Origin of the sequence: Bacillus hominis, from assembly GCF_018332515.1 — a bacterium.
Taxonomy (GTDB): domain Bacteria; phylum Bacillota; class Bacilli; order Bacillales; family Bacillaceae_G; genus Bacillus_A; species Bacillus_A hominis.
This window is the reverse complement of sequence record NZ_BOQD01000151.1, coordinates 1-18,619: the sequence shown is the minus strand read 5'-3', so window position 1 is coordinate 18,619 and position 18,619 is coordinate 1. Positions and strand designations below refer to the sequence as shown.

19 protein-coding genes and 1 pseudogene are annotated in these 18,619 nt (G+C 33.6%); 12 read left to right on the top strand and 8 right to left on the bottom strand.

The window, feature by feature from the left end; genetic code table 11:
• Window positions 1-890 precede the first annotated feature (890 nt).
• The 3 genes from KI356_RS15820 (at window position 891) to KI356_RS15810 (ending at window position 2,589) form a co-directional block, all read left to right on the top strand.
• Window positions 891-1,514 carry an acetylglutamate kinase gene (locus KI356_RS15820; protein ID WP_212935859.1) on the top strand — a complete coding sequence of 208 codons (624 nt, stop codon included), beginning with the start codon at window positions 891-893 and terminating at the stop codon, window positions 1,512-1,514.
• Window positions 1,515-1,644: 130 nt separating this feature from the next.
• On the top strand, window positions 1,645-2,001 hold the full coding sequence (locus KI356_RS15815; protein ID WP_063221461.1) for a hypothetical protein: 357 nt from the start codon (window positions 1,645-1,647) through the stop codon (window positions 1,999-2,001).
• 135 nt (window positions 2,002-2,136) lie between these two features.
• Window positions 2,137-2,589, top strand: coding sequence for a hypothetical protein (locus tag KI356_RS15810; RefSeq protein ID WP_128280257.1), 453 nt, complete (start codon window positions 2,137-2,139; stop codon window positions 2,587-2,589).
• Window positions 2,590-2,642: 53 nt separating this feature from the next.
• Here KI356_RS15810 and KI356_RS28205 read toward each other — a convergent pair whose 3' ends face one another.
• Together KI356_RS28205 and KI356_RS15805 are read right to left on the bottom strand one after the other, a co-directional pair.
• Window positions 2,643-2,825 carry a hypothetical protein gene (locus KI356_RS28205; protein ID WP_128280258.1) on the bottom strand — a complete coding sequence of 61 codons (183 nt, stop codon included), beginning with the start codon at window positions 2,823-2,825 and terminating at the stop codon, window positions 2,643-2,645.
• Window positions 2,826-2,954: 129 nt separating this feature from the next.
• Window positions 2,955-3,404: a DUF6884 domain-containing protein gene (locus KI356_RS15805; protein WP_128280259.1), complete on the bottom strand. Its 450-nt coding sequence runs from the start codon at window positions 3,402-3,404 to the stop codon at window positions 2,955-2,957.
• Between the two features lie 319 nt (window positions 3,405-3,723).
• Here KI356_RS15805 and KI356_RS15800 point away from each other — a divergent pair, with 319 nt between their 5' ends.
• Complete coding sequence (locus tag KI356_RS15800) at window positions 3,724-3,912, top strand: DUF4017 family protein (protein WP_212935858.1); 189 nt, start codon at window positions 3,724-3,726, stop codon at window positions 3,910-3,912.
• A 131-nt stretch (window positions 3,913-4,043) separates the two neighbouring features.
• Here KI356_RS15800 and ppaC read toward each other — a convergent pair whose 3' ends face one another.
• The 3 genes from ppaC to KI356_RS15785 form a co-directional block, all read right to left on the bottom strand.
• Window positions 4,044-4,973: a manganese-dependent inorganic pyrophosphatase gene (gene ppaC / locus KI356_RS15795; protein WP_128280261.1), complete on the bottom strand. Its 930-nt coding sequence runs from the start codon at window positions 4,971-4,973 to the stop codon at window positions 4,044-4,046.
• Window positions 4,974-5,190: 217 nt separating this feature from the next.
• Complete coding sequence (locus KI356_RS15790) at window positions 5,191-5,706, bottom strand: DinB family protein (RefSeq protein ID WP_128280262.1); 516 nt, start codon at window positions 5,704-5,706, stop codon at window positions 5,191-5,193.
• A gap of 254 nt (window positions 5,707-5,960) precedes the next feature.
• Window positions 5,961-6,464: a GNAT family N-acetyltransferase gene (locus KI356_RS15785; RefSeq protein WP_128280263.1), complete on the bottom strand. Its 504-nt coding sequence runs from the start codon at window positions 6,462-6,464 to the stop codon at window positions 5,961-5,963.
• A 105-nt stretch (window positions 6,465-6,569) separates the two neighbouring features.
• On the opposite strand from KI356_RS15785, the gene KI356_RS15780 reads away from it, so the two are divergent.
• The 3 genes from KI356_RS15780 (at window position 6,570) to KI356_RS15770 (ending at window position 8,175) form a co-directional block, all read left to right on the top strand.
• A complete protein-coding gene (locus KI356_RS15780; protein ID WP_212935857.1) occupies window positions 6,570-7,208 on the top strand; it encodes an HD domain-containing protein in 639 nt (212 codons plus the stop codon).
• A gap of 97 nt (window positions 7,209-7,305) precedes the next feature.
• Complete coding sequence (locus KI356_RS15775; protein WP_212935856.1) at window positions 7,306-7,833, top strand: GNAT family N-acetyltransferase; 528 nt, start codon at window positions 7,306-7,308, stop codon at window positions 7,831-7,833.
• Window positions 7,834-7,902: 69 nt separating this feature from the next.
• Window positions 7,903-8,175: a hypothetical protein gene (locus KI356_RS15770; protein WP_212935855.1), complete on the top strand. Its 273-nt coding sequence runs from the start codon at window positions 7,903-7,905 to the stop codon at window positions 8,173-8,175.
• A gap of 182 nt (window positions 8,176-8,357) precedes the next feature.
• Here the strand turns inward: KI356_RS15770 and KI356_RS15765 are convergent, their stop codons facing one another.
• Both KI356_RS15765 and KI356_RS15760 read right to left on the bottom strand, forming a co-directional pair.
• Window positions 8,358-9,848, bottom strand: a complete 1,491-nt coding sequence (locus KI356_RS15765) for an alanine/glycine:cation symporter family protein (RefSeq protein WP_212935854.1) — start codon at window positions 9,846-9,848, stop codon at window positions 8,358-8,360.
• Window positions 9,849-10,068: 220 nt separating this feature from the next.
• Window positions 10,069-10,782 (bottom strand): annotated as a pseudogene (locus tag KI356_RS15760) (aldehyde dehydrogenase family protein); the annotation flags it as partial.
• 258 nt (window positions 10,783-11,040) lie between these two features.
• Between KI356_RS15760 and KI356_RS15755 the strand changes: the two are divergent.
• The 5 genes from KI356_RS15755 to KI356_RS15735 all read left to right on the top strand — a co-directional run bounded on the left by KI356_RS15755 (window position 11,041) and on the right by KI356_RS15735 (window position 18,053).
• On the top strand, window positions 11,041-12,339 hold the full coding sequence (locus KI356_RS15755; RefSeq protein WP_000384722.1) for a site-specific integrase: 1,299 nt from the start codon (window positions 11,041-11,043) through the stop codon (window positions 12,337-12,339).
• Between the two features lie 90 nt (window positions 12,340-12,429).
• Window positions 12,430-15,102 carry a hypothetical protein gene (locus KI356_RS15750; protein WP_238486197.1) on the top strand — a complete coding sequence of 891 codons (2,673 nt, stop codon included), beginning with the start codon at window positions 12,430-12,432 and terminating at the stop codon, window positions 15,100-15,102.
• 16 nt (window positions 15,103-15,118) lie between these two features.
• The gene (locus KI356_RS15745; protein ID WP_001992913.1) at window positions 15,119-16,795 is read left to right on the top strand and encodes a site-specific integrase; all 1,677 of its coding nucleotides are present in this window, start codon (window positions 15,119-15,121) and stop codon (window positions 16,793-16,795) included.
• Window positions 16,788-17,477 (top strand): hypothetical protein, encoded by a 690-nt coding sequence (locus KI356_RS15740; RefSeq protein WP_000169479.1) that lies wholly within the window; start codon window positions 16,788-16,790, stop codon window positions 17,475-17,477. The genes KI356_RS15745 and KI356_RS15740 overlap by 8 nt, the downstream gene beginning before the upstream one ends.
• An 87-nt stretch (window positions 17,478-17,564) precedes the next feature.
• A complete protein-coding gene (locus KI356_RS15735; RefSeq protein WP_001006488.1) occupies window positions 17,565-18,053 on the top strand; it encodes a DinB family protein in 489 nt (162 codons plus the stop codon).
• Between the two features lie 43 nt (window positions 18,054-18,096).
• On the opposite strand, the gene KI356_RS15730 is transcribed toward KI356_RS15735, so the two are convergent.
• Window positions 18,097-18,303 (bottom strand): hypothetical protein, encoded by a 207-nt coding sequence (locus tag KI356_RS15730; protein WP_000461332.1) that lies wholly within the window; start codon window positions 18,301-18,303, stop codon window positions 18,097-18,099.
• Window positions 18,304-18,619: the final 316 nt, after the last annotated feature.

Below are 18,619 nucleotides of genomic sequence, written 5' to 3'. Positions count from 1 at the left end.
GAATACTACTAATCGTATACATATGAATTTGAGGAGGTTAAATTATGAAAAGTTCCATCAAGCATAAAGAGTCAAATAAACAACTCCAATTCTCTAATAATGATGCGTGGAAATATGAATCCTTTTATAGGTATCAGCCCTTATTTTCTTATAGAAAGCTTATGAATTTCTTTTCTCAACTTTTTAAACGTTAATACATGTGCCAAATATATATCATTCAAACAAATTTTCTCAACATAAAACTTATAGACTTACTACAATACAGTTGTTACCCTATATAATAATCTGTTATATAAACCCCTTATGTTGACCTGCTTAAATTAGCAGGTCTTTTTTATACTTACATATTGCAATGTATCGTATCCTGGTTGAAAAGTCTTTTTTCCATTTTAGAACCCTATCCCGCTCTCCACAAATGATTATAATTCCAAAAAGCAAAATATAAATCCGCTACATTCATACAAGCAATTCATTTTTTCTCAATACACAAAGTGAATTTCATTTGTTATTATGAAGGTACTCTAGATGAGTCTTTGCTCATCAACATTATCTAGTTAAAGGGGTCTGCCGCGGGAAGCAGATCCCTTTAACTTTATTACAAATTATCCTTTTCATTTGGTCGCATTTACCAGGTTGTTTCGAAAGAATTTTATGCTAATATTACGTAGTCGAGTCCGACATCTCGGCAATACCCTTTTGAGGTCCTGCAATTTCCCTTGCAGGACCTCTATTACTTTAAAATCCTCTTAATTCATATATATCGTAATCATGTTTTTATTCCCCTTCAACTTTCACCTTTTCCAACTCTCAAAAAAACTCTTGGACACGTAACTTAAAAATAACGTTTATCATATTGTGAGATATACATGTTCAAAGGAGTGTAACTATTTATGTATACTTATTGGCAATCGTATTACTACCCTTATCATATCACTAATGGAAACTTCGATTCATTTGTACGGAATTACCGAGTTAGTAAAAACGAAAACTTTTTAAAAGGATATATGCGTTCTTTATGGGAACAACACGTCGCTTGGACGCGATTAGCCATTATAGGCATCATCTTTAACTTGCCAGACATAAACGTTACTGTTGGACGTCTTCTACAAAATGCAACACATATGGGGCTCTCACTTGAACCATTCTACGGAGAAAATGCAGTAAAAAAATATAGTGCATTAATTAAAGACCACTTAGTAATTGCAGCTGATCTTGTTAAAGCCGCAAAAGCTGGCGATCAAAACGCAGCAGCCGCTATAGAAAAGAAATGGTACGCTAATGGTGATGAAATTGTTGAGTTTCTAACCAGTATCAACCCATATATAGAAAAAGAGGAATTTAGAAAAATGTTTTATGAGCATTTAGCGTTAACGAAAGCGGAAGCACTCGCCTTCCTAAATAAAGATTATGATTCCAGTGTAAAACTATACGATAAAATTGAAAAAGAAGCATTAGAAATGGCTGATACTATAACAGATGCAATCGTAAAACAATTTCCGCAAGTATTTCAATAATAATGGCCGATTTGTCTTCAAATCGGCTTATTATTATTTCTATTTAGTTCACATTTTACGCCTCTCCTCTTTACATTTAGCTTATATCGATATATTTTATTAATATCCGTTTTTTATAGGAGGAAATAGTTTGATTAACGCAATTGGTCTCGTATTTATCCTCACAAATAAGCACGAGAAAAAGAAGAAAGTTTATCTGAATGAAAAATTCGCATTAATAGACATTATTGATTCTAAAGAAGTATTTGATGCTGAAGGTAACTCATTAGTAGAACTAACATGTAAATACAGCATATACTTAGATGAAAAATACTACTGTAAATCTCTCGATGATTATACTGGACAAGTATTCCCCTTCTTAAGCGCTAAAATAGGAAAAGGACTTCTCAGAAACTTAAATTACTACTTTTCTTACGTTGATGCCTATGATAAAAAACCACCTGTTAAGGAAATAAGACCTCTTATGAAACAAGTAACTAACAGATAGTGCTAATTGCCAAAAAGAAAGTATCTAACTTCGGATGCTTTCTTTTTGAATTACTTGATTGCTAGCTTTCATCCTCTTCTAAATATATGTATCCAAGCATACTTTAAAATAAAAAACATTGGAGGATTAAGCTGAATGAAATATTCAGAAACAATCGTAAGTAAACGACTTCGAAAACTTAGAACAGCTGGTATGTTTTTTATATTATTTTTAATCGCATGGCTTGGATATACAAAATTCCTTTATGGAAATGGTTTTCTTTTAGAAAAGAAAAATTCAGTTGAAGTAATGAATATTAACGTTACTGGAGAAATAGAAAAGAATTTCGATGTAAACTTACAAGGCTTTCGTAAAACGAACCTTGATACTCTAATAAATGCTAGTAAAACTGATCCGAGTGAATTATCATTAATCGAAATTATTAACACATCTTGTTCTCAAGATTGCATAGGTGAGCCTTCAACTTACGTAAAATCGAATCACGGATATATCTTTTATACAGAATCTAATGGTACGAATGTAGCTCTAAAAATAATAAAACAAGATTCATGGGGAATTGAAAAGAAATCCGTTCAAAATGGGATTTAAAAGATTCATACAAAAAAAGAGTACTTTACTTCAAAGTACTCTTTCAAAGAAAATTACCACTTACGGCATTTGTCATCGTCGTCACGTTTACGATTGCGACGGCAATCATCACAATCACAGTCACGTTTACGTCTACAACCACAATCATCAAAATCTCTGCGTCTACATCTACCAAACATTAAATCATCCCAAAATCTATTACAATCTCTACGTCTACAACCACAATTATTACACATGAATATGACTCCCCCTAATAAATATTAGAATTCATCATATTCTATGTTTAAAAGCGTAAAAAGGCTTGTTTAATAGTCTATTTTAAATGTATAAATGTGATGTAATTTGAATCAAGTACTAATTCACATCTATATTTCCTGCTGCCCTTCCACAGCCCCCTTCAACCGCTGCAACATATACCCAATCCCTTTACATCCTTCTAATGGATATGTAATGACTTCTTCTGAATATAATTTTGTCACTACTTTCTTATGCTTCTTCCCCGCAAGTAAGACTATTTCATCAAACTGAAGTAAGCTTTTATCAATCATCTGTTGTTTTAATTGTTCTATACTAATAATCTCATCACTCTTTGAATCAAATGCAAGATTATAGTTTTCCTTTACAATATCATTTGGTCGTAAAAATCCATGCTTTGCTGATAATATAACCCAATTCTCGAAAAACTCAGCTGCATACGCCTGACATGCTTTTCCGAATGGACTAATATATACATCTTTTGCCTCTACCTCTCCGTAATCTGGGTACTTATCCCAAATTTTCTTCTTTCCGCATGGAATTATGCATAACCTTTTCATCGTTATTTCTTACCTCGCTTCTATCTTTCTTATGAAACATCAATTTTCCAGTACATTTTTTTACAGAATACTATATACTAATCTTGAAAGATAAAATTACATTATCTTCTATATTTAGTTTAATTTATTTCAAAACAGTCGATTAAGTATATATGTTATTACATAAACACACCGTACTAAAGTCACTTTCATACAGCATGCATACACCTCATCCTTTAGTCGTTTTGTGAAGATTTCGTAAAATCAAGCATACTTAACCTCCCAATCGCTATTCAATAGTACAATATATAAATGTAGTATGAAAAGGAGGTGAACAACTATGAAAAATATACTCCCAGCATTATTGGCTTATATTATTGTTTGTATCATCGCGATTATCATTCCAGCATCTGACGGCTATAATACTGTAGGTTGGAAATTCTTTGTTGGGCAAGCGTACGCAATACCTATTTTCATTATCGCTGCTATTATCACATTTTATATAAGTAAGAAACGATCTTATGAATAAATGATAAGAAGGATAGCTATTGCTATCCTTTTTTATTTCCATTCAATAGGCTCATCTATAATTTTATAATAAAAAAGGACAAGCAGCCAATCTGACTACTTGTCCTTTCTGTTTATCCATACTCAATAATATTAAGCTTGGAATGTTTCTGTTAATACAGGAACGATTTGTTTTTTACGAGATACAACACCTTTTAAAGTAGCTGTGTTGTTTTGTAATGTTACGTTGTATGCTTTCTCAACAACATTTGCTGCTTTACCGATCGCAAGACCAACAGAGTCGTTAGTTAAGATATCAGTTACAACGAATAAGAATAGGTCTAAACCTTTTTCTTCTACTACTGCAGAGATAACTTTTTCAAGTTCCGCTTGGTGTACAAGAACGTCGTTTGTATCAACAGCGTTTACTTGTGCGATTTCAACTTTCGCGTTACCCATTTGGAATTCTTTAGCATCAAGAGAGATTAATTGCTCCATTGTTTTTCCGCTTAAGTCAGCACCAGCTTTTAACATTTCTAAGCCGTAGCTATCTGCATCTACACCAGCGATTTCCGCTAATTCACGAGCTGCTGCTACGTCTTGCTCTGTGCAAGTTGGAGATTTGAATAGTAAAGAATCTGAAATGATTGCAGATAACATTAAACCTGCAACTTCTTTACGAATTGTAACACCATTTTCTTTGTACATTTTGTTTAAGATTGTAGCTGTACAACCAACTGGCTCACAACGGTAGTATATAGGATCGCTTGTTTCAAAGTTAGCAATACGGTGATGGTCAATAACTTCTAACACACGAACAGATTCGATATCGTTAGCACTTTGTTGACGCTCGTTATGGTCAACTAAAATAACGTTGTCCACTTCGCTTGCTACTGTCTCAACAAAACGCGGTCCTTCTACTTTAAAATAGTCTAACGCAAATTGAGTTTCACCGCTGATTTCGCCTAAACGTACAGGCTCAGCATTCATTCCTAATTCTTTTTTCAATTCTGCATAAGCAATCGCAGAACAAATTGCATCTGTATCTGGGTTTTTATGCCCGAAAACTAGTACTTTTTCCATGTTTTCCACCTCTTCATGAAAAGGATATCTTAAAGAAGCAAATATGACAATATTTTAGACACATTTTTTTATAAATAATTGCAGTTTTTTCTATATTTTTCATCGTTTTCACAAAAAAGACCATCTAAAATGATTTAGTTGGTCAAAGGTTATCTTTTCATTAAAATAAAGATGGTACTTGTACTACGTTGTTAAATGCAAAATTGGCAAAAGCAGTCTAATTATCGAATAGCCCTCTTCCTCTCAAATTTGCGGAAACAGGCTCCTTTCCTATTTCACGTGCCCATATAGATAACTGGCCAGTATGGTGGATTTCGTGGACAATGACATGACGTATTATTTCTCCGTGTGTACATTCAATGACTCGGCGCCTGATTGGTGCGTCTCTTGAGCTAATCGGTTCTTCATTGAAATCAGTTTCTGAAAGTTTTCGAGAATCCATTTCATTTGTCCAAGATGTCACAAATGGCTTTACTTTCTCGTGGTATTGGTCGGAAAGATTTTTCACTTTTTGCAAGCTGGAATAATCTTTAAATAACGGTTCTTCAGGCACTGGTTCACCGCACAAACCTAGGATCCACATATATTCCACATCTACAATATGAAATAGTGTATGTAAGATACTGCCTAATCCACCGACCCGTTTCTTTAACAGTTCTTCATCCGACATGTCTTCGCACAATGTAAACCAATCATCACGAACTTGCCAGTTATATTGAAACAGTTTCAACATCACAGCAACCTCCATCTTTTAGATTAGCATTTAATATTCACCAAAAGACTTCAAAATTCCTATTTAAATAATAACTCTAAAAAACCTGTTAAACCTTCTACAAACTGGCCCTTTACTTGAACATTCCAGATGAAGTTAAAGGGTCAAAAGAAAAACACTATTATATAGGGTTTTATCCATATTTTTTACAAATCAACACACAGACATAATAACAAATATGTCGTTTGAATTCATTTCCCCTTTCAAATAAAAAACTAAATCATTTTATAATAAATTACCGTTGCATCTAACTCACCATTCGGAGAAATTGCATAACCTGGTATTTTTCCAGATTCTTGATAATCTAATGACTTGTACAATCTATTGGAAGGATCCCCTTCTCTAGTATCTAATACTAAAAGAGACCTGTTTTCTTGTTTTGCTCGTTCCTCTGCTTTTTGCATAAGTGAACGTCCAATGCCGTTACGTCTAAAGTTTGGATGAGTCATTAACTTACAAATTTCGGCTCTATGGATCCCGTTAGGCTTTGTAACTAGATGTAATTGAATACTTCCTGCCACTTCATTGTTTATTTTAGCAACATACAATATCACTTCTGGTGCTAATACAGTTCGCCAATAATTTGTTGCTTCTTTTTGTTCAAGTGGAGGTAAAAAACCAATTGATGCTCCATCATCTACTACCGTTTTCAAAAGTTTAGAAAGCTCTTCAATATCATTTTCTAGTTGCTTAATTTCTTCAATTACTAAATTTCGCATTACTTTTCCCCCTTTTGTTTCATTGTAACAACTTTTAAAGAAGGAATAATGAAATTCTAAGATGAAATTATTTAAGATATGATTTTTTAGAGAAAGGATAACTATATGAAATATATATTAGATAGGACATACGCAAGAGAATTACTCCAGTGGGCATATGAACAAAACCCAGGTCCATGGTTCGAACATTCAAATAATGTTGCCCTTGCAACTGAAAAGATAGTTGTAGAACTTATTAATAATGGGTACGACCTAGATGCTGACATAGCATACAATGCTGCCCTCCTGCATGATATAGGAAGATATAAAGGTTTTACTAAATCTGTTATTCATTCCTATGATGGTTATATGTATATGAATGATTTAGGGTATACAGGAAATGCGATTATTTGTGTGACACATTCATTTCCTTGCAAAAATGAGCATATAGATATCGCAGCAGAGTGGAGTCTTATTCCCGATTATATGGAAAGTCGGTTAGTTGAAATATTGAATGAACATAGTGAGTATGACTTATACAATAAGGTCATTACCCTTTGTGACGCACTTGCTGATGCGGAAGGCTTTACTACTCTTGAAAAAAGATTGATTTCAGTTGGTTTACGTCATGGAACAACATCTCATACCTCTTTGCACTGGAAGGGATTCTATATAATTAAGAAGGAATTAGAGTCTTTAATCGGTAAGAGCATATACACACTCCTCCCTGATGTAGAGAAATCAATTTATAAAAATGTTGAATAGTAAGATGTAACCTTTCTTCAATAAGCAAGGTGGAATTATTCATGAAGGAAATAGCCCATCAATAAAAGAATTAAAATAAAAATTGCAGTTTAAGGAGATGGTGTATATTTTCGAAGAAATTGGAGAACGCGAAATACAAATTCACGTTTGGAATGATAAAAATCTTGATCTACTTCATAAAATAAATACCCCAGAAATGATGAAACATTTAGGAGAACCTGAAACGAAAGAAGAAATTTCAAAACGACACCAACGCTATCTTACACTTGGTGATAACGGGCAAATGTTTAGCATTACTCATTCTCCCGATTTTGTGGAGGTTGGCTCTGTTGGGTATTGGAAAACTACTTGGAATGCTGAAAGTGTTTATGAAATTGGATGGAGTGTACTACCACAATTTCAAGGGCAAGGAATAGCCACTCTCGCAGTTAAACTAGCAATTGATACAGCAATGAAAGAGAACAAATATAAATATATTCACGCTTTCCCTTCCGTCCATAACCCTGCTTCAAATGCGATTTGTCAGAAGCTTAACTTTATATTTATTTCTGATTGCGAATTTGAATACCCACCTGGTAACTTAATGCACTGTAACAACTGGCGTTTACTAATAGCTACAGATTAAGAACTACCGAGTATATACGTAAAATTTTTACAAACTATTTTGAAAGTAGAGGGGTTATTTATTAGTAAAATGGGTTTTGACTTAATTAAACATAAAGGTAACTTAAATTTTGGATATGAAGATTTAGTGGATATATCTAGTAAGTGTAAATTTTCTAATTGTTCACATACAAATGAACCACACTGTGCGGTTAAAAAAGCTATCTCTGACGGCACTCTTTCCGAAGAGGTAGTTAATAGCTATTATAGAGATTTAAACGAGGCACAATATGTTTCTAAGCAGCAGAATAAAACAAAAGCTATCGACTATATGAAACAATTGAAACTCTTTCGAAAAGATTAATAAAAAATCTCCTTAAAATGAAATTTTAAGGAGATAACTCAAATAATTATAATCTCTCAACTTTACAAAAATGTAGATTTACTACAATTTCCACAACTTATTTATTAAAATATCTTGAATTAAATTCACCCTCAGTAAAGAAGATTGAATTTTCAGTTTTTTAATTTTAAAAATTTGCATGTTTAAAATTTAACACTATCATCCACCGATACTTTTTCTTTAGAACTTTTCCTTTCAACCTCTTTACTCTGCTCTTCCCAAATTGTTAAACCTTCAATTCCTACTTTTTTAGGATCAAAAACAGGATCTTTCCCTTCTTTTTTCTGCATTTCATAATCTTTTAACACTTTTAATGCAGTTTTACTTAATAACAGAATCGCAATAAGGTTTAACCATGCCATACTACCGATTCCTAAATCTCCAAGATTCCATAAAAGTGAAGCTGATTCTACACTACCGATATAAACCATAATTAAAAAACCAATTTTTAAAACTGGTTTTAACCAGTTATACTTCAGCCCACGATCTAGATAAGTAAGTGTCGTTTCTGCGATATAATAATAAGCAAGCAAAGTCGTAAATGCGAAGAAGAAGATTGCGATTGAAATAAATATTGGACCAAATCCTGGCATAACAGTTTCAACTGCTTGTTGTGTATAAAGTGGCCCAGCTTCCACATTTCCTATATTTTGTACAATAGCACTTTTCCCTTCAGGTATAACATTATACATACCCGTTATTAATATCATAAGAGCTGTCGCTGTACATACTACAATTGTATCGATATATACAGAAAACGCTTGAACTAACCCTTGTTTTGCAGGATGTGATACTTCAGCAGCAGCCGAACTATATGTCGCTTCTCCAACACCAGCAACGTTTGAAAATACAGCTCGTTTTACTCCCCACGCAATTGCTGCCCCAACAATTCCACCAAACATTTCATTTACACCAAAAGCACTAGAGAAAATTAAAGCAAACATACTTGGAATTTCTGTTACATTCGCAATTAATACGATACATGTAACAATTACATATCCAATTGCCATAAAAGGTACTAACATTTGAGACACACCAGCAATTCTTTTTACACCCCCAAATATAATTGCCGCTAGTAGCACAACTAATAGTATTCCAGTTATATATTTGCTAATGCCATTAGAGTTTTCAAATCCAACAGCGATACTACTTGATTGAATACCTGGTAATAATACGCCATATGAAAGTGTCACAACCACTGCGACAATGACTGCAAACCATTTCATTTTTAAGCCTTTTTCAATAAAATATGGTGTACCTCCGCGATATTCATTCCCTACCTTACTTTTATACACTTGAGATAATGTTGATTCAACGAACGCACTAGCTGCTCCTAAAAGTGCCATTACCCACATCCAAAATACAGCTCCAGGCCCGCCAAAAGCAATTGCTGTTGCTACCCCGGCGATATTACCTATTCCAACCCTTCCCGATAAGGCTAAACAAAATGCTTGGAAGGATGATATTCCATTCTCTGAACTTTTCCCTTCAAAAAGTAATTTAATCATCTCTTTAAAATAACGAATTTGTAAAAAACGAGTCGCAATGGTGAAATACACTCCTGCTCCTAATGCAAACACAACTAACCCAATACTCCACACTTGACCTACTAACCATTCTACTAATTGCTCCATCCAAATCCCCCTTATCATTCTTTTAAAAAAGCATTTTTATATATAAGAAAACGGACAACCATTATCATGCCTTCCAGTTGTCCGCATCCCTTACTATATTTCATCATTCTTTTATCCCGCTATTTGTGGTCAGTATGACGGAATATCACCTGCCCGTAAATGCCTGATTGATTCAACTACTATTCGGCGGAGATTAATAGACTCCACACTCATTAGAGTTTCACTTAATATTGACCCAAACACTCTTCACTTCTGTATAATTATCAAGTGCATATGAACCTAACTCACGTCCAATACCAGATTGCTTATAACCACCAAATGGTGCAGCTGCATTTTCTAAGTTATAATCATTAATCCACACTGTTCCTGCTTTTAATTTATTGGCAACTTGATGTCCAGTTTTAATATTTTGTGTCCATACGCCTGCTGCAAGCCCATATGAAGAGCGATTTGCTCTTTCAATTACTTCTTCTGTCGAATCGAATGGGAGTACAACAACAACCGGTCCAAAGATTTCTTCCTTAACAATTGTCATATCGTCCGTAACATTTGTGAATACTGTTGGTTTGACGAAATAACCTTTTTCAAATGCACGTTCTCCACCAGCTGCAACAGTAGCACCTTCAGCTCTACCTTGTTCAATGTAATTCAGCACTCGCTCTTGTTGTTTTTTAGATACGAGTGGACCCATTTCAGTTTCCGCCTCCATACCTGACCCTAGCTTCACGTTATTTGCCATTTTCACAAGTTCATTTACGACTGTTTCATAATACTTTCGATGAACGAAGACTCGAGATCCTGCGCTACAATTTTGTCCGTGATTATACATAATACCTTGGAACGCACCGTTAATTGCTTCTTCTAAGTCAGCGTCTTCTAAAATGATGTTTGGTGACTTACCACCAAGTTCTAATGTTACATGTTTAATTGTTTCATATACCCCCAATAGTGGTCATAATACTGAAAGTATATAAAAAAGGATATTGTAAGTATTGATATAAAAGGAATAAAAGGGTGTTTTATATTTTGTCCACTTTTATCAAAAAGTGGACAAAATAGGAGGAATAAAATAATATAGATTTAGGTACTATTTCAGAGAAAAGAAAGTAGTAAAAGTAATCATATTAAACAAAAATAAAAGAGAGTACATAGAGAGAAATTCTTTTATGAATGAGGGGAAGTGAATGAAGTAATGGATTATAAATTTGTAAGTAAAGAAACTACTGTAAATGAAATGATTAGAGGAAAAATGAGAAATATAAAAGTGATTACGATAGGTGTGTTGGAGGAAAGTACAGGAATTGTATATCCACACCCTATATCAGAATTCATAAAAAGACAGTATGAGTTTTATGGGAAGTCGTTAAATAGTGCTGATGCACCTGCAAGGGTAGTGTGTCGTTTCTTGAATTTTTGTTTACAAAAGATTGAAGAAGGACATGAAGAGTTTGTGGGTATGAAAGATAAGGGGATCAATGGATTAGAACGCAAACATGGTAGTCAATATATAACACATTGCTCATTAGAGGGATTGCAAAAAGCAACAGTAGAACAGTATGAAAAATACCTTTCGGCATTTTATGTGTTTTTGAAAAAAATGAATTGGATAGACGAAGATTTTCCTTTAGAGGAGAAAAAGAATTTTAATGGTGATACTGTTCATGGTTCAGTATTTAGAGAACCAAGTTTAGGAACAAGATTCCCTTCGAGAAATACTAGTAAAAGAAAAGTATCAAAGTTGAAAGATTTTGGAGAAGACCGAAATCAATTAACAGCACACTTTATTCGAATAGCTATGGATATTGCAGAGGAAATCGCTCTAGGGCTATGTTTTCAATTCTATGGAGGATTGAGAAGAGGGGAAGTTGTTAATGTTTCGAGGGGGAATTTGATTGTAAATGAAGGCGAATCAATGGAAGTCCAAATCAAAGATAATCGTAACAAATTCTTTTCTCGTCTAAAGGATACGAAATCAGAGAATCCAAAGAGGCTCAACTACTTACAAACAGATATGGTTCGACAAACGATTTTAGATAATGACCTCGTTTGGGAAGTATATAGAAAACATCATAAAAGACTAGATTACATGATTAAGAGTGGAAAGTGCAAGAATCATAGTGCTTTATTCCTAAATGGTGACGGAGAACCAATGTCAGGGAAAGTGTACGATCGACGTTTTCAGAAAGTGAAAAAGGCATTCCTTGATTCGTTAATGGGACATAAGGATTATGAACTTTTGTCAGGAACATTTTGGTCAACACATGTCGGTCGAGGAGTCTTTACGAACATGTTAATCGATATGGGGTTCACTCCAACGCAGTTAGCAATCGCTCGTGGAGATAGAAGCTTAACTTCGGCTATGGAATACATTGACCAAACACTGACAACAGAACAAATACAACAGGCTGTAAACGAATTTAAAGATTACCCCACAGAAAAATTAGGAGTTATCGATTATGACCATGTGAAGAAATGGAAGAAAAAATTATAAAGGTGTAAGGCGGGGGAATTGGTGAAACAAGAGTGGATTACGAAATCAGAAGTCATTAAATGCGGAAAATATGGGAAAATTTCAAAGCATATGGGCGGTTTTAAACATTGGCTTAAAGAAGGACACCTTAGTACAAAAGAAGGGCGAGGAAGTAATGGGAAACCGTCAACATTTTTTAACGTAAATGAATTAGATAATTTGATGACAAAAATAGAAGAAATGGAAGAGAAATATCTAACTGAAAAAGAAGCTGTATATAGTTTTGGTATCAAAGAAACGGTTACAGGAAATAGTGTTGCGGGTCGAAAGAGAATAGGTGAAATTATTGCTCTTTGTGATGTTGAAAAAATTGATTATAGATATTACGAAAATGGCTTCAATAAAGCTTTTTTATATGTGGATAAGGAGCAACTACTTCACTTTTTTGATACTCATATAAAAAACGATGAATTGGCGGAAAAATATAACATAAGTCATTTGCAATTTGACATTGTAGATAGACAGAACGACCTCAAAAGAATACGTTTTACTAAGATGATGTGGTTTTATCGTATAGAGGACGTTAAATATTTTGAGATGTTTAATACGAATCTAGATGACTATTATACATTAGAGGAAATATACAATATTCTTGGGATAAAAAAACATACACTTCTATCAATTGCTAAAGAAGAGGGTATAAAACCAGTTAAATTGAGTTCTAAGAAGGTGTATTACTCAAAGAAAGCTATTAAAGGCATTACTGAAAATGTGAAGGAAAGTAAGGAAAAGTATTGTCTTGCAAGTGAAATCAATAATATTTGCGGTGTAGATATTCGACAACCTACGGCTGTTTTTACACCAATAAAAACAAATGCTATTATACGATATGCTTTTGGGACATCAGCAGAATTTGTATTTCGCTTGGAAGAAGTACAAGAATACAAAGATAAAATTGATATGCAAGACAAAATAAAAAGAATACTTTCGGAAAAAACACCAGTAGAAGCATTTGAAGAATGGCTGATTTTAAAAGAAATTTCTTTTTCAAAAAATAGTCGATATACAGAGCAAGAATGGTATTCATACTGCAAAGAGAAGTTCGTGTTGTCTGAAAGAAATGAGAGAGGTATAAGGAATTTATTGAGAGATTACGTTGATTGTACGGAATATTTATCGGACTTGACAATAGAAAAAGAATTGTATTCGTTGACTTCAAATGAAATCAATCTCAAATTGTTCAATCCTTCAATAGGCGTGAAAAAGCAAGGTTTTTTATACGCTTTTTTAAGAGAATTTCATTCGAGAGTGACTATATATTTAAATAAAAAAGAAGCACGAAAAAAAACATTTGATATAAACAGAATTACTAATCCTTATCAGTATGAGGTAGAAGAAAAACCAAAAGAAGTATATGAGTATGAAGAGTACATAAAAGTATATGATTATGTCCAAAAAGAGGAACATAAACATAAAGCTATTTTAGATGCGGAGAAGATAATCGCAGATAAGGATAAAAAAGAAATATTCTATTACGGTTCTGCTTGGCTCTATGTGTTGATTCACTTAGGTAATGCCTGGAGACACGGAGATGTAATGGATATTGCGATGGTTGATTTCGAATCGATTGGAATTAATTCTCTAGAAATATTAAAATCAAGAGATTTAACAAAGGAAGAAGCGAATGCAGTTATCAATCAAATTAAACGAAAAGATTTGACAGTAAACAAAACTGGAGCAACTAATCGTTTCAATTGTCCAGATGATTTAGCTGTTTCACTTGCGACTGCAATTATTATTTGTTCAATCATTGCTAAAAAGCGGACAAGCCTTGTAATTAGCTCAAATTCTAATGAAACGAGAATCATAGATTTTGGCACACAAGATGATAGTAGTTTTGGTAAAAAAGCTCATAATGCTTTCTTCGAAAATTTTGAAATAGACGGATTTCAATTTCAAAGCCGACAAATGAATCGTACAGTATTAGTGTTGATATATATGGTTCTAGTGAAGAAAGGGAAAGGTAGTGCAGCTTTAGAAATGGCTCAACGACTACGAGCACATGAAAATTTCGAAACTACCAACATTTATCTTGTAATTCCACAAGATGAATTGGATGAATTAAGTGAGGGTTTGTTTAATAGAAAAAACTTTGGTTATATCCCTGATCTAATGGCTGATATTTTGCTTGGGGATACAGAAGATAGAAATCAAAGAACCCAAGAAATATTAGCTTTAAGTGCAACATTTGGTGGGATTCATAAACTCGAAGCAACATCTGGATTTATTAATAAAACGTTAGCGGAGAGACAAAAAGTGGCTGATCAAATTTTCAATATGGGATTGGATGAAGTTACAGATTTAATGTTTGATTTGCAAGTTAATTCTCTACCGAGCAATGAAGAGAATTTCCAATGCCTTGTTTCTCCAAATTGTCAAAAGCCACATTTAGATTCTTGTAAAGACTGTCCATTCGCTATTCCAAACTTTTATGCAGTTTCTTCTCTCGTAGAAGGTTTTAAAACGTCCATTTTTGAGTTTGTTAAAGATTTTGACCCAAATACCTTTGACGGTGAAAAAACTCGTCTTATGAACGTGTTATATAAAGATTTAGACCATGTAGAACGTGCGATGCAAAAGTTTGGGGAAGAGGAAGTATTTCATTTCTTCGAAAGAGGAAAAGAAGAATATAACGAATTAGTAGATTTGATTGGGGAAGTACAAACAAAAACGGGTGAAGATTTTGAAGCGTACCTAACATACAATCCAATTTATTTATCGTAGTTTAGGGGGAACTAGTATGTCCGTAACGGATACAGTAAAAGAAATAGAACTTGATATAGATGTTTTCTCTGATGAAGGATTCGATATAAAACAGAGTGTTATTGAAGCTAAGGGGATTGTACAAAAACTTGTAGAAGAAAATCGTTGGCTTCGGGGTGAATTTGAAGAGGATTACTGGGAAGTTAATAAAGTTTTATATGTTGAAAATTATAACGGTTATGACTTCAGTAAGTTTGATTACTCGCATTTTAATCGTAAATTGCCAAAAGAGTTTAAAGAAATCGTTAAATGTTGGATTGTCAATCTTATTGATCAATACAAAGAAATAGCGGTTCATTGTCTAATTCATTTAAATAAGGGATTCGAAGTGACTAAAGGCTTCAAAAAAACCGAAATAAAAGCTTTAGTTGATTATATTGAATATGGGGAACTAAGTCATAATTATAAACGAGAAATGATTAATTCATTGTGTAATTTCTTTGATTATGCTGATCTAGAGATTGGCGATGATTATCTTCCTGTTCTTGTAGAACTAAAAAATAAAATACCCCAACATCAAAGTAATATAAGAGAATTGCCACCTTCACAGTATGTACTATCGTTTTCTTATTATCTAGAAAAGCATTTTGAAACATTGTTGGAAAGCTTTGTGGATAAGGAAAACTTCGATAAAGAATTACTCATGGTGTATCCACTTGCAATATGGTGGAGATTAACAACAATTATTCCAATGCGTGCTTCGGAGTTTTGTTTGATAGAACGAGATTGCTTAAGTGTAGATAAAGATAAATATTATTTACACTTGCCGAGAACTAAGCAGAATTCAAAGAGAGTACAAATTATGGATAAAGTAGCAATAGACGAAGAAATGTATAAAATGATTGGTCATTATATTGATTTAACGAATCAGTATGGTAAAACAGATACTTTAATCTCATATCTTTCGATTATGAGTGTGAAAGACAGTGTTCGTGGGTACATTCAAAAGAATACAAAACAATTTAACAGAAGAAATTTGGAAACATTAATTCCTAGATTTTATAGAACGATAGAACAAGTATATGATTTTAAAGTAGAACAAGAATATCACCTTCGACCGAATGATACTAGGCACATCGCATTCATGTCTTTGATGATGCAAGGATATAGTCCTGTTGAGGTTGCACGATTAGGAGGACATAAAACAATTCAAACGCAATTACATTACAGTAATCATAAAGAGTACTGGGTAGATTGCGAAGTATTTAAGCTAATGAAAAAAGTGAAAAATACTAGTCTCTCAACTAAATCAGTGGGAATTACCCCCGATGAAGTAAAAATGAAAGTGTATGAAAGCGAAGGAACGTATAAACAAAAAATGAAAATAGGATTTTGCAAGGATCAAGAACAAAAATGTGAATCGAAACGTTGTTATTTCTGTTCGTACTGGGGAATTTCACCCGAAGAGTATTTGGAAAAGAAAGAAACAATTCAAAAAGAAATACTTGAAATGAGAAATAACGTAAGTGAAATGACAACAGCCTTACAAAACCTAAATAAACAATTTCTACAAGACGAATTATCAAGAAGAAATCCAGAGTTGTTAACAAAGATAAAAACAAAAGCAAACGCTATACAGGGCGATATATACAAAATGGCATTACTAGGTTCTAAGTTAGAAGATATGGATGGAGGGAGAATGTTACATGACTAAAACAGTGGGGCGTAAACCAAAGTTTTCTGTTGAAGAAGTGAGAAAAGTAATCTTGATGTTTAGAGAGAATGTACAGCCTATGGGGAGAATTGGTTATACAGATATTTACCGCTATGCGAATGAATTGTTCGAGAAAGGAATCATATTAAACTCAACCTCTATTGCCTTTTGGAGAAAAGAAAATCGAATGGGTCGAATTGAAGTAGACAAAGCAAATGAAGTATTCAGTGAAGCTGTAACTGTTTCCAAGGGAAAAGAAGTAAAAGTACCCAATGTAGTTGATTTGGTCGATAAAAGATATAAAGACAAAGACGACCTATTAAAGCATTTACTTTTCATGGAAAAACAGTTTCGTGAGTCACTAGATAGAGAAAAAGAATTACAGAAAGACTTATCCAACCTGCAAGAAAGCCACGATAAGGTGAAAGATGATCTAAAAAAGGCAAATATAAGCATAGAAAAACTACAAGGTGTGGTATATAGGCTGTATAGAACGTTAATGGGGCATTCTAACGAAGAAGTGGATAAAAATGTGGACTATGCCATGAAAACGGCGTTTAAGGAGCCTATGGCTTTCCTAGAGGGTTTTAAAGAGAAGGAAGAGGTACAAGAAGGGCCGAAGGTTCTTCCGATTGATAAGAAGCCAGTAAAGTCTTCCTTTGCAAGTAAGTTTCGAAAATAGTTTTTAAGTTAATTAACGAACGTGTATTCTTGTAATTTTCTGTATATTTGTTATTATTAATCTATAAGAACAAAGGGGGGTAATTTTGTGAATGAGGTCGAATTAATTCTTTTGAATTTAGAAGAAACGAGACGTAGAAGTATTAAAGTATGGAAAGCTATTCCTGAACACATGTTAAACTGGAAGCCAGATGATGAAGCCTTTACATGTGCAGAAATGATTAGACATGTTTTGGAATCAGAGTATTATTATTATCAAATCATCCAAAATCATGGAAATTCACAAAATCTTGATGAATCATATTCTTTAAGAGAGTTTACAAATCTTGAAGCGGAAATCGAATTTTCGTTATCTTATCGAGAAACATTCTTAAACTTTATCCAATCTCTAACGAAGGATGATTTAGTAAACATTCTAATAGATCGATCCGATTTAAGTGGTAAAGGGGTTACAGGTTATATTCGACCGCTAGGAGATTTTTTAATGCGAATAGCTTATCATGAGGCGGTACATACTGGACAACTATTAGATTATATGCGAAATATGGGGATAGAACGTCCTAATATATGGGATTGATGTGTAATAACATAAAAAAGAATCAAAGCGCCTTCGAAGAGTTTCATTCGGAGGTTTTTTGATTTCGATCTTTGTAGCCTAATTCTCGTTTGAGTCTATCTGTTTTTTCTTGGAGGACTTTTAGTTTTGCTTCGAACTCTGCTTGTTCTTGTTTTCGTTGTTCACGTCTCATTTTTACATAGTCTGCAATAGGAATTGTTTTAAGTTCTTCTATCTCGTCTTGTTCTTCATTTTCTTTTTCTTCAAACATAAAAGTCCCTCCTAGTAAAAAATGTCTCAGTGTTAATGCAGGACTCCACCCAGTAACAGTATATGCGTTACCAGTAAAGAGTTTCCTAACAAAATGCAGGATGCACCCATAATAGTATATGCGGAGCATCTCAACGAAATACAGGATGCCCAGTCCAATAATAGTATATGTGTATTTGTACTTAAAAGTGAGTTAAAAATAGGGGTTTTAGAAGGAGTTAATAAATCATTTTGACCAGTAGGTGGTGGTCAAAATACGAATAACCTATGGGGCACAAGGAGTTTATAATAATGACCACATAAAAACGTACCTATAA

Coding starts and splice junctions, on each gene's coding strand:
- KI356_RS15820 (WP_212935859.1), top strand. CDS start 891: ATGTATACTTATTGGCAATCGTATTACTACCCTTATCATATCACTAAT.
- KI356_RS15810 (WP_128280257.1), top strand. CDS start 2,137: ATGAAATATTCAGAAACAATCGTAAGTAAACGACTTCGAAAACTTAGA.
- KI356_RS28205 (WP_128280258.1), bottom strand. CDS start 2,825: ATGTGTAATAATTGTGGTTGTAGACGTAGAGATTGTAATAGATTTTGG.
- KI356_RS15805 (WP_128280259.1), bottom strand. CDS start 3,404: ATGAAAAGGTTATGCATAATTCCATGCGGAAAGAAGAAAATTTGGGAT.
- KI356_RS15800 (WP_212935858.1), top strand. CDS start 3,724: ATGAAAAATATACTCCCAGCATTATTGGCTTATATTATTGTTTGTATC.
- ppaC (WP_128280261.1), bottom strand. CDS start 4,973: ATGGAAAAAGTACTAGTTTTCGGGCATAAAAACCCAGATACAGATGCA.
- KI356_RS15790 (WP_128280262.1), bottom strand. CDS start 5,706: ATGTTGAAACTGTTTCAATATAACTGGCAAGTTCGTGATGATTGGTTT.
- KI356_RS15785 (WP_128280263.1), bottom strand. CDS start 6,464: ATGCGAAATTTAGTAATTGAAGAAATTAAGCAACTAGAAAATGATATT.
- KI356_RS15780 (WP_212935857.1), top strand. CDS start 6,570: ATGAAATATATATTAGATAGGACATACGCAAGAGAATTACTCCAGTGG.
- KI356_RS15775 (WP_212935856.1), top strand. CDS start 7,306: ATGGTGTATATTTTCGAAGAAATTGGAGAACGCGAAATACAAATTCAC.
- KI356_RS15770 (WP_212935855.1), top strand. CDS start 7,903: ATGGGTTTTGACTTAATTAAACATAAAGGTAACTTAAATTTTGGATAT.
- KI356_RS15765 (WP_212935854.1), bottom strand. CDS start 9,848: ATGGAGCAATTAGTAGAATGGTTAGTAGGTCAAGTGTGGAGTATTGGG.
- KI356_RS15755 (WP_000384722.1), top strand. CDS start 11,041: ATGGATTATAAATTTGTAAGTAAAGAAACTACTGTAAATGAAATGATT.
- KI356_RS15750 (WP_238486197.1), top strand. CDS start 12,430: ATGGGCGGTTTTAAACATTGGCTTAAAGAAGGACACCTTAGTACAAAA.
- KI356_RS15745 (WP_001992913.1), top strand. CDS start 15,119: ATGTCCGTAACGGATACAGTAAAAGAAATAGAACTTGATATAGATGTT.
- KI356_RS15740 (WP_000169479.1), top strand. CDS start 16,788: ATGACTAAAACAGTGGGGCGTAAACCAAAGTTTTCTGTTGAAGAAGTG.
- KI356_RS15730 (WP_000461332.1), bottom strand. CDS start 18,303: ATGTTTGAAGAAAAAGAAAATGAAGAACAAGACGAGATAGAAGAACTT.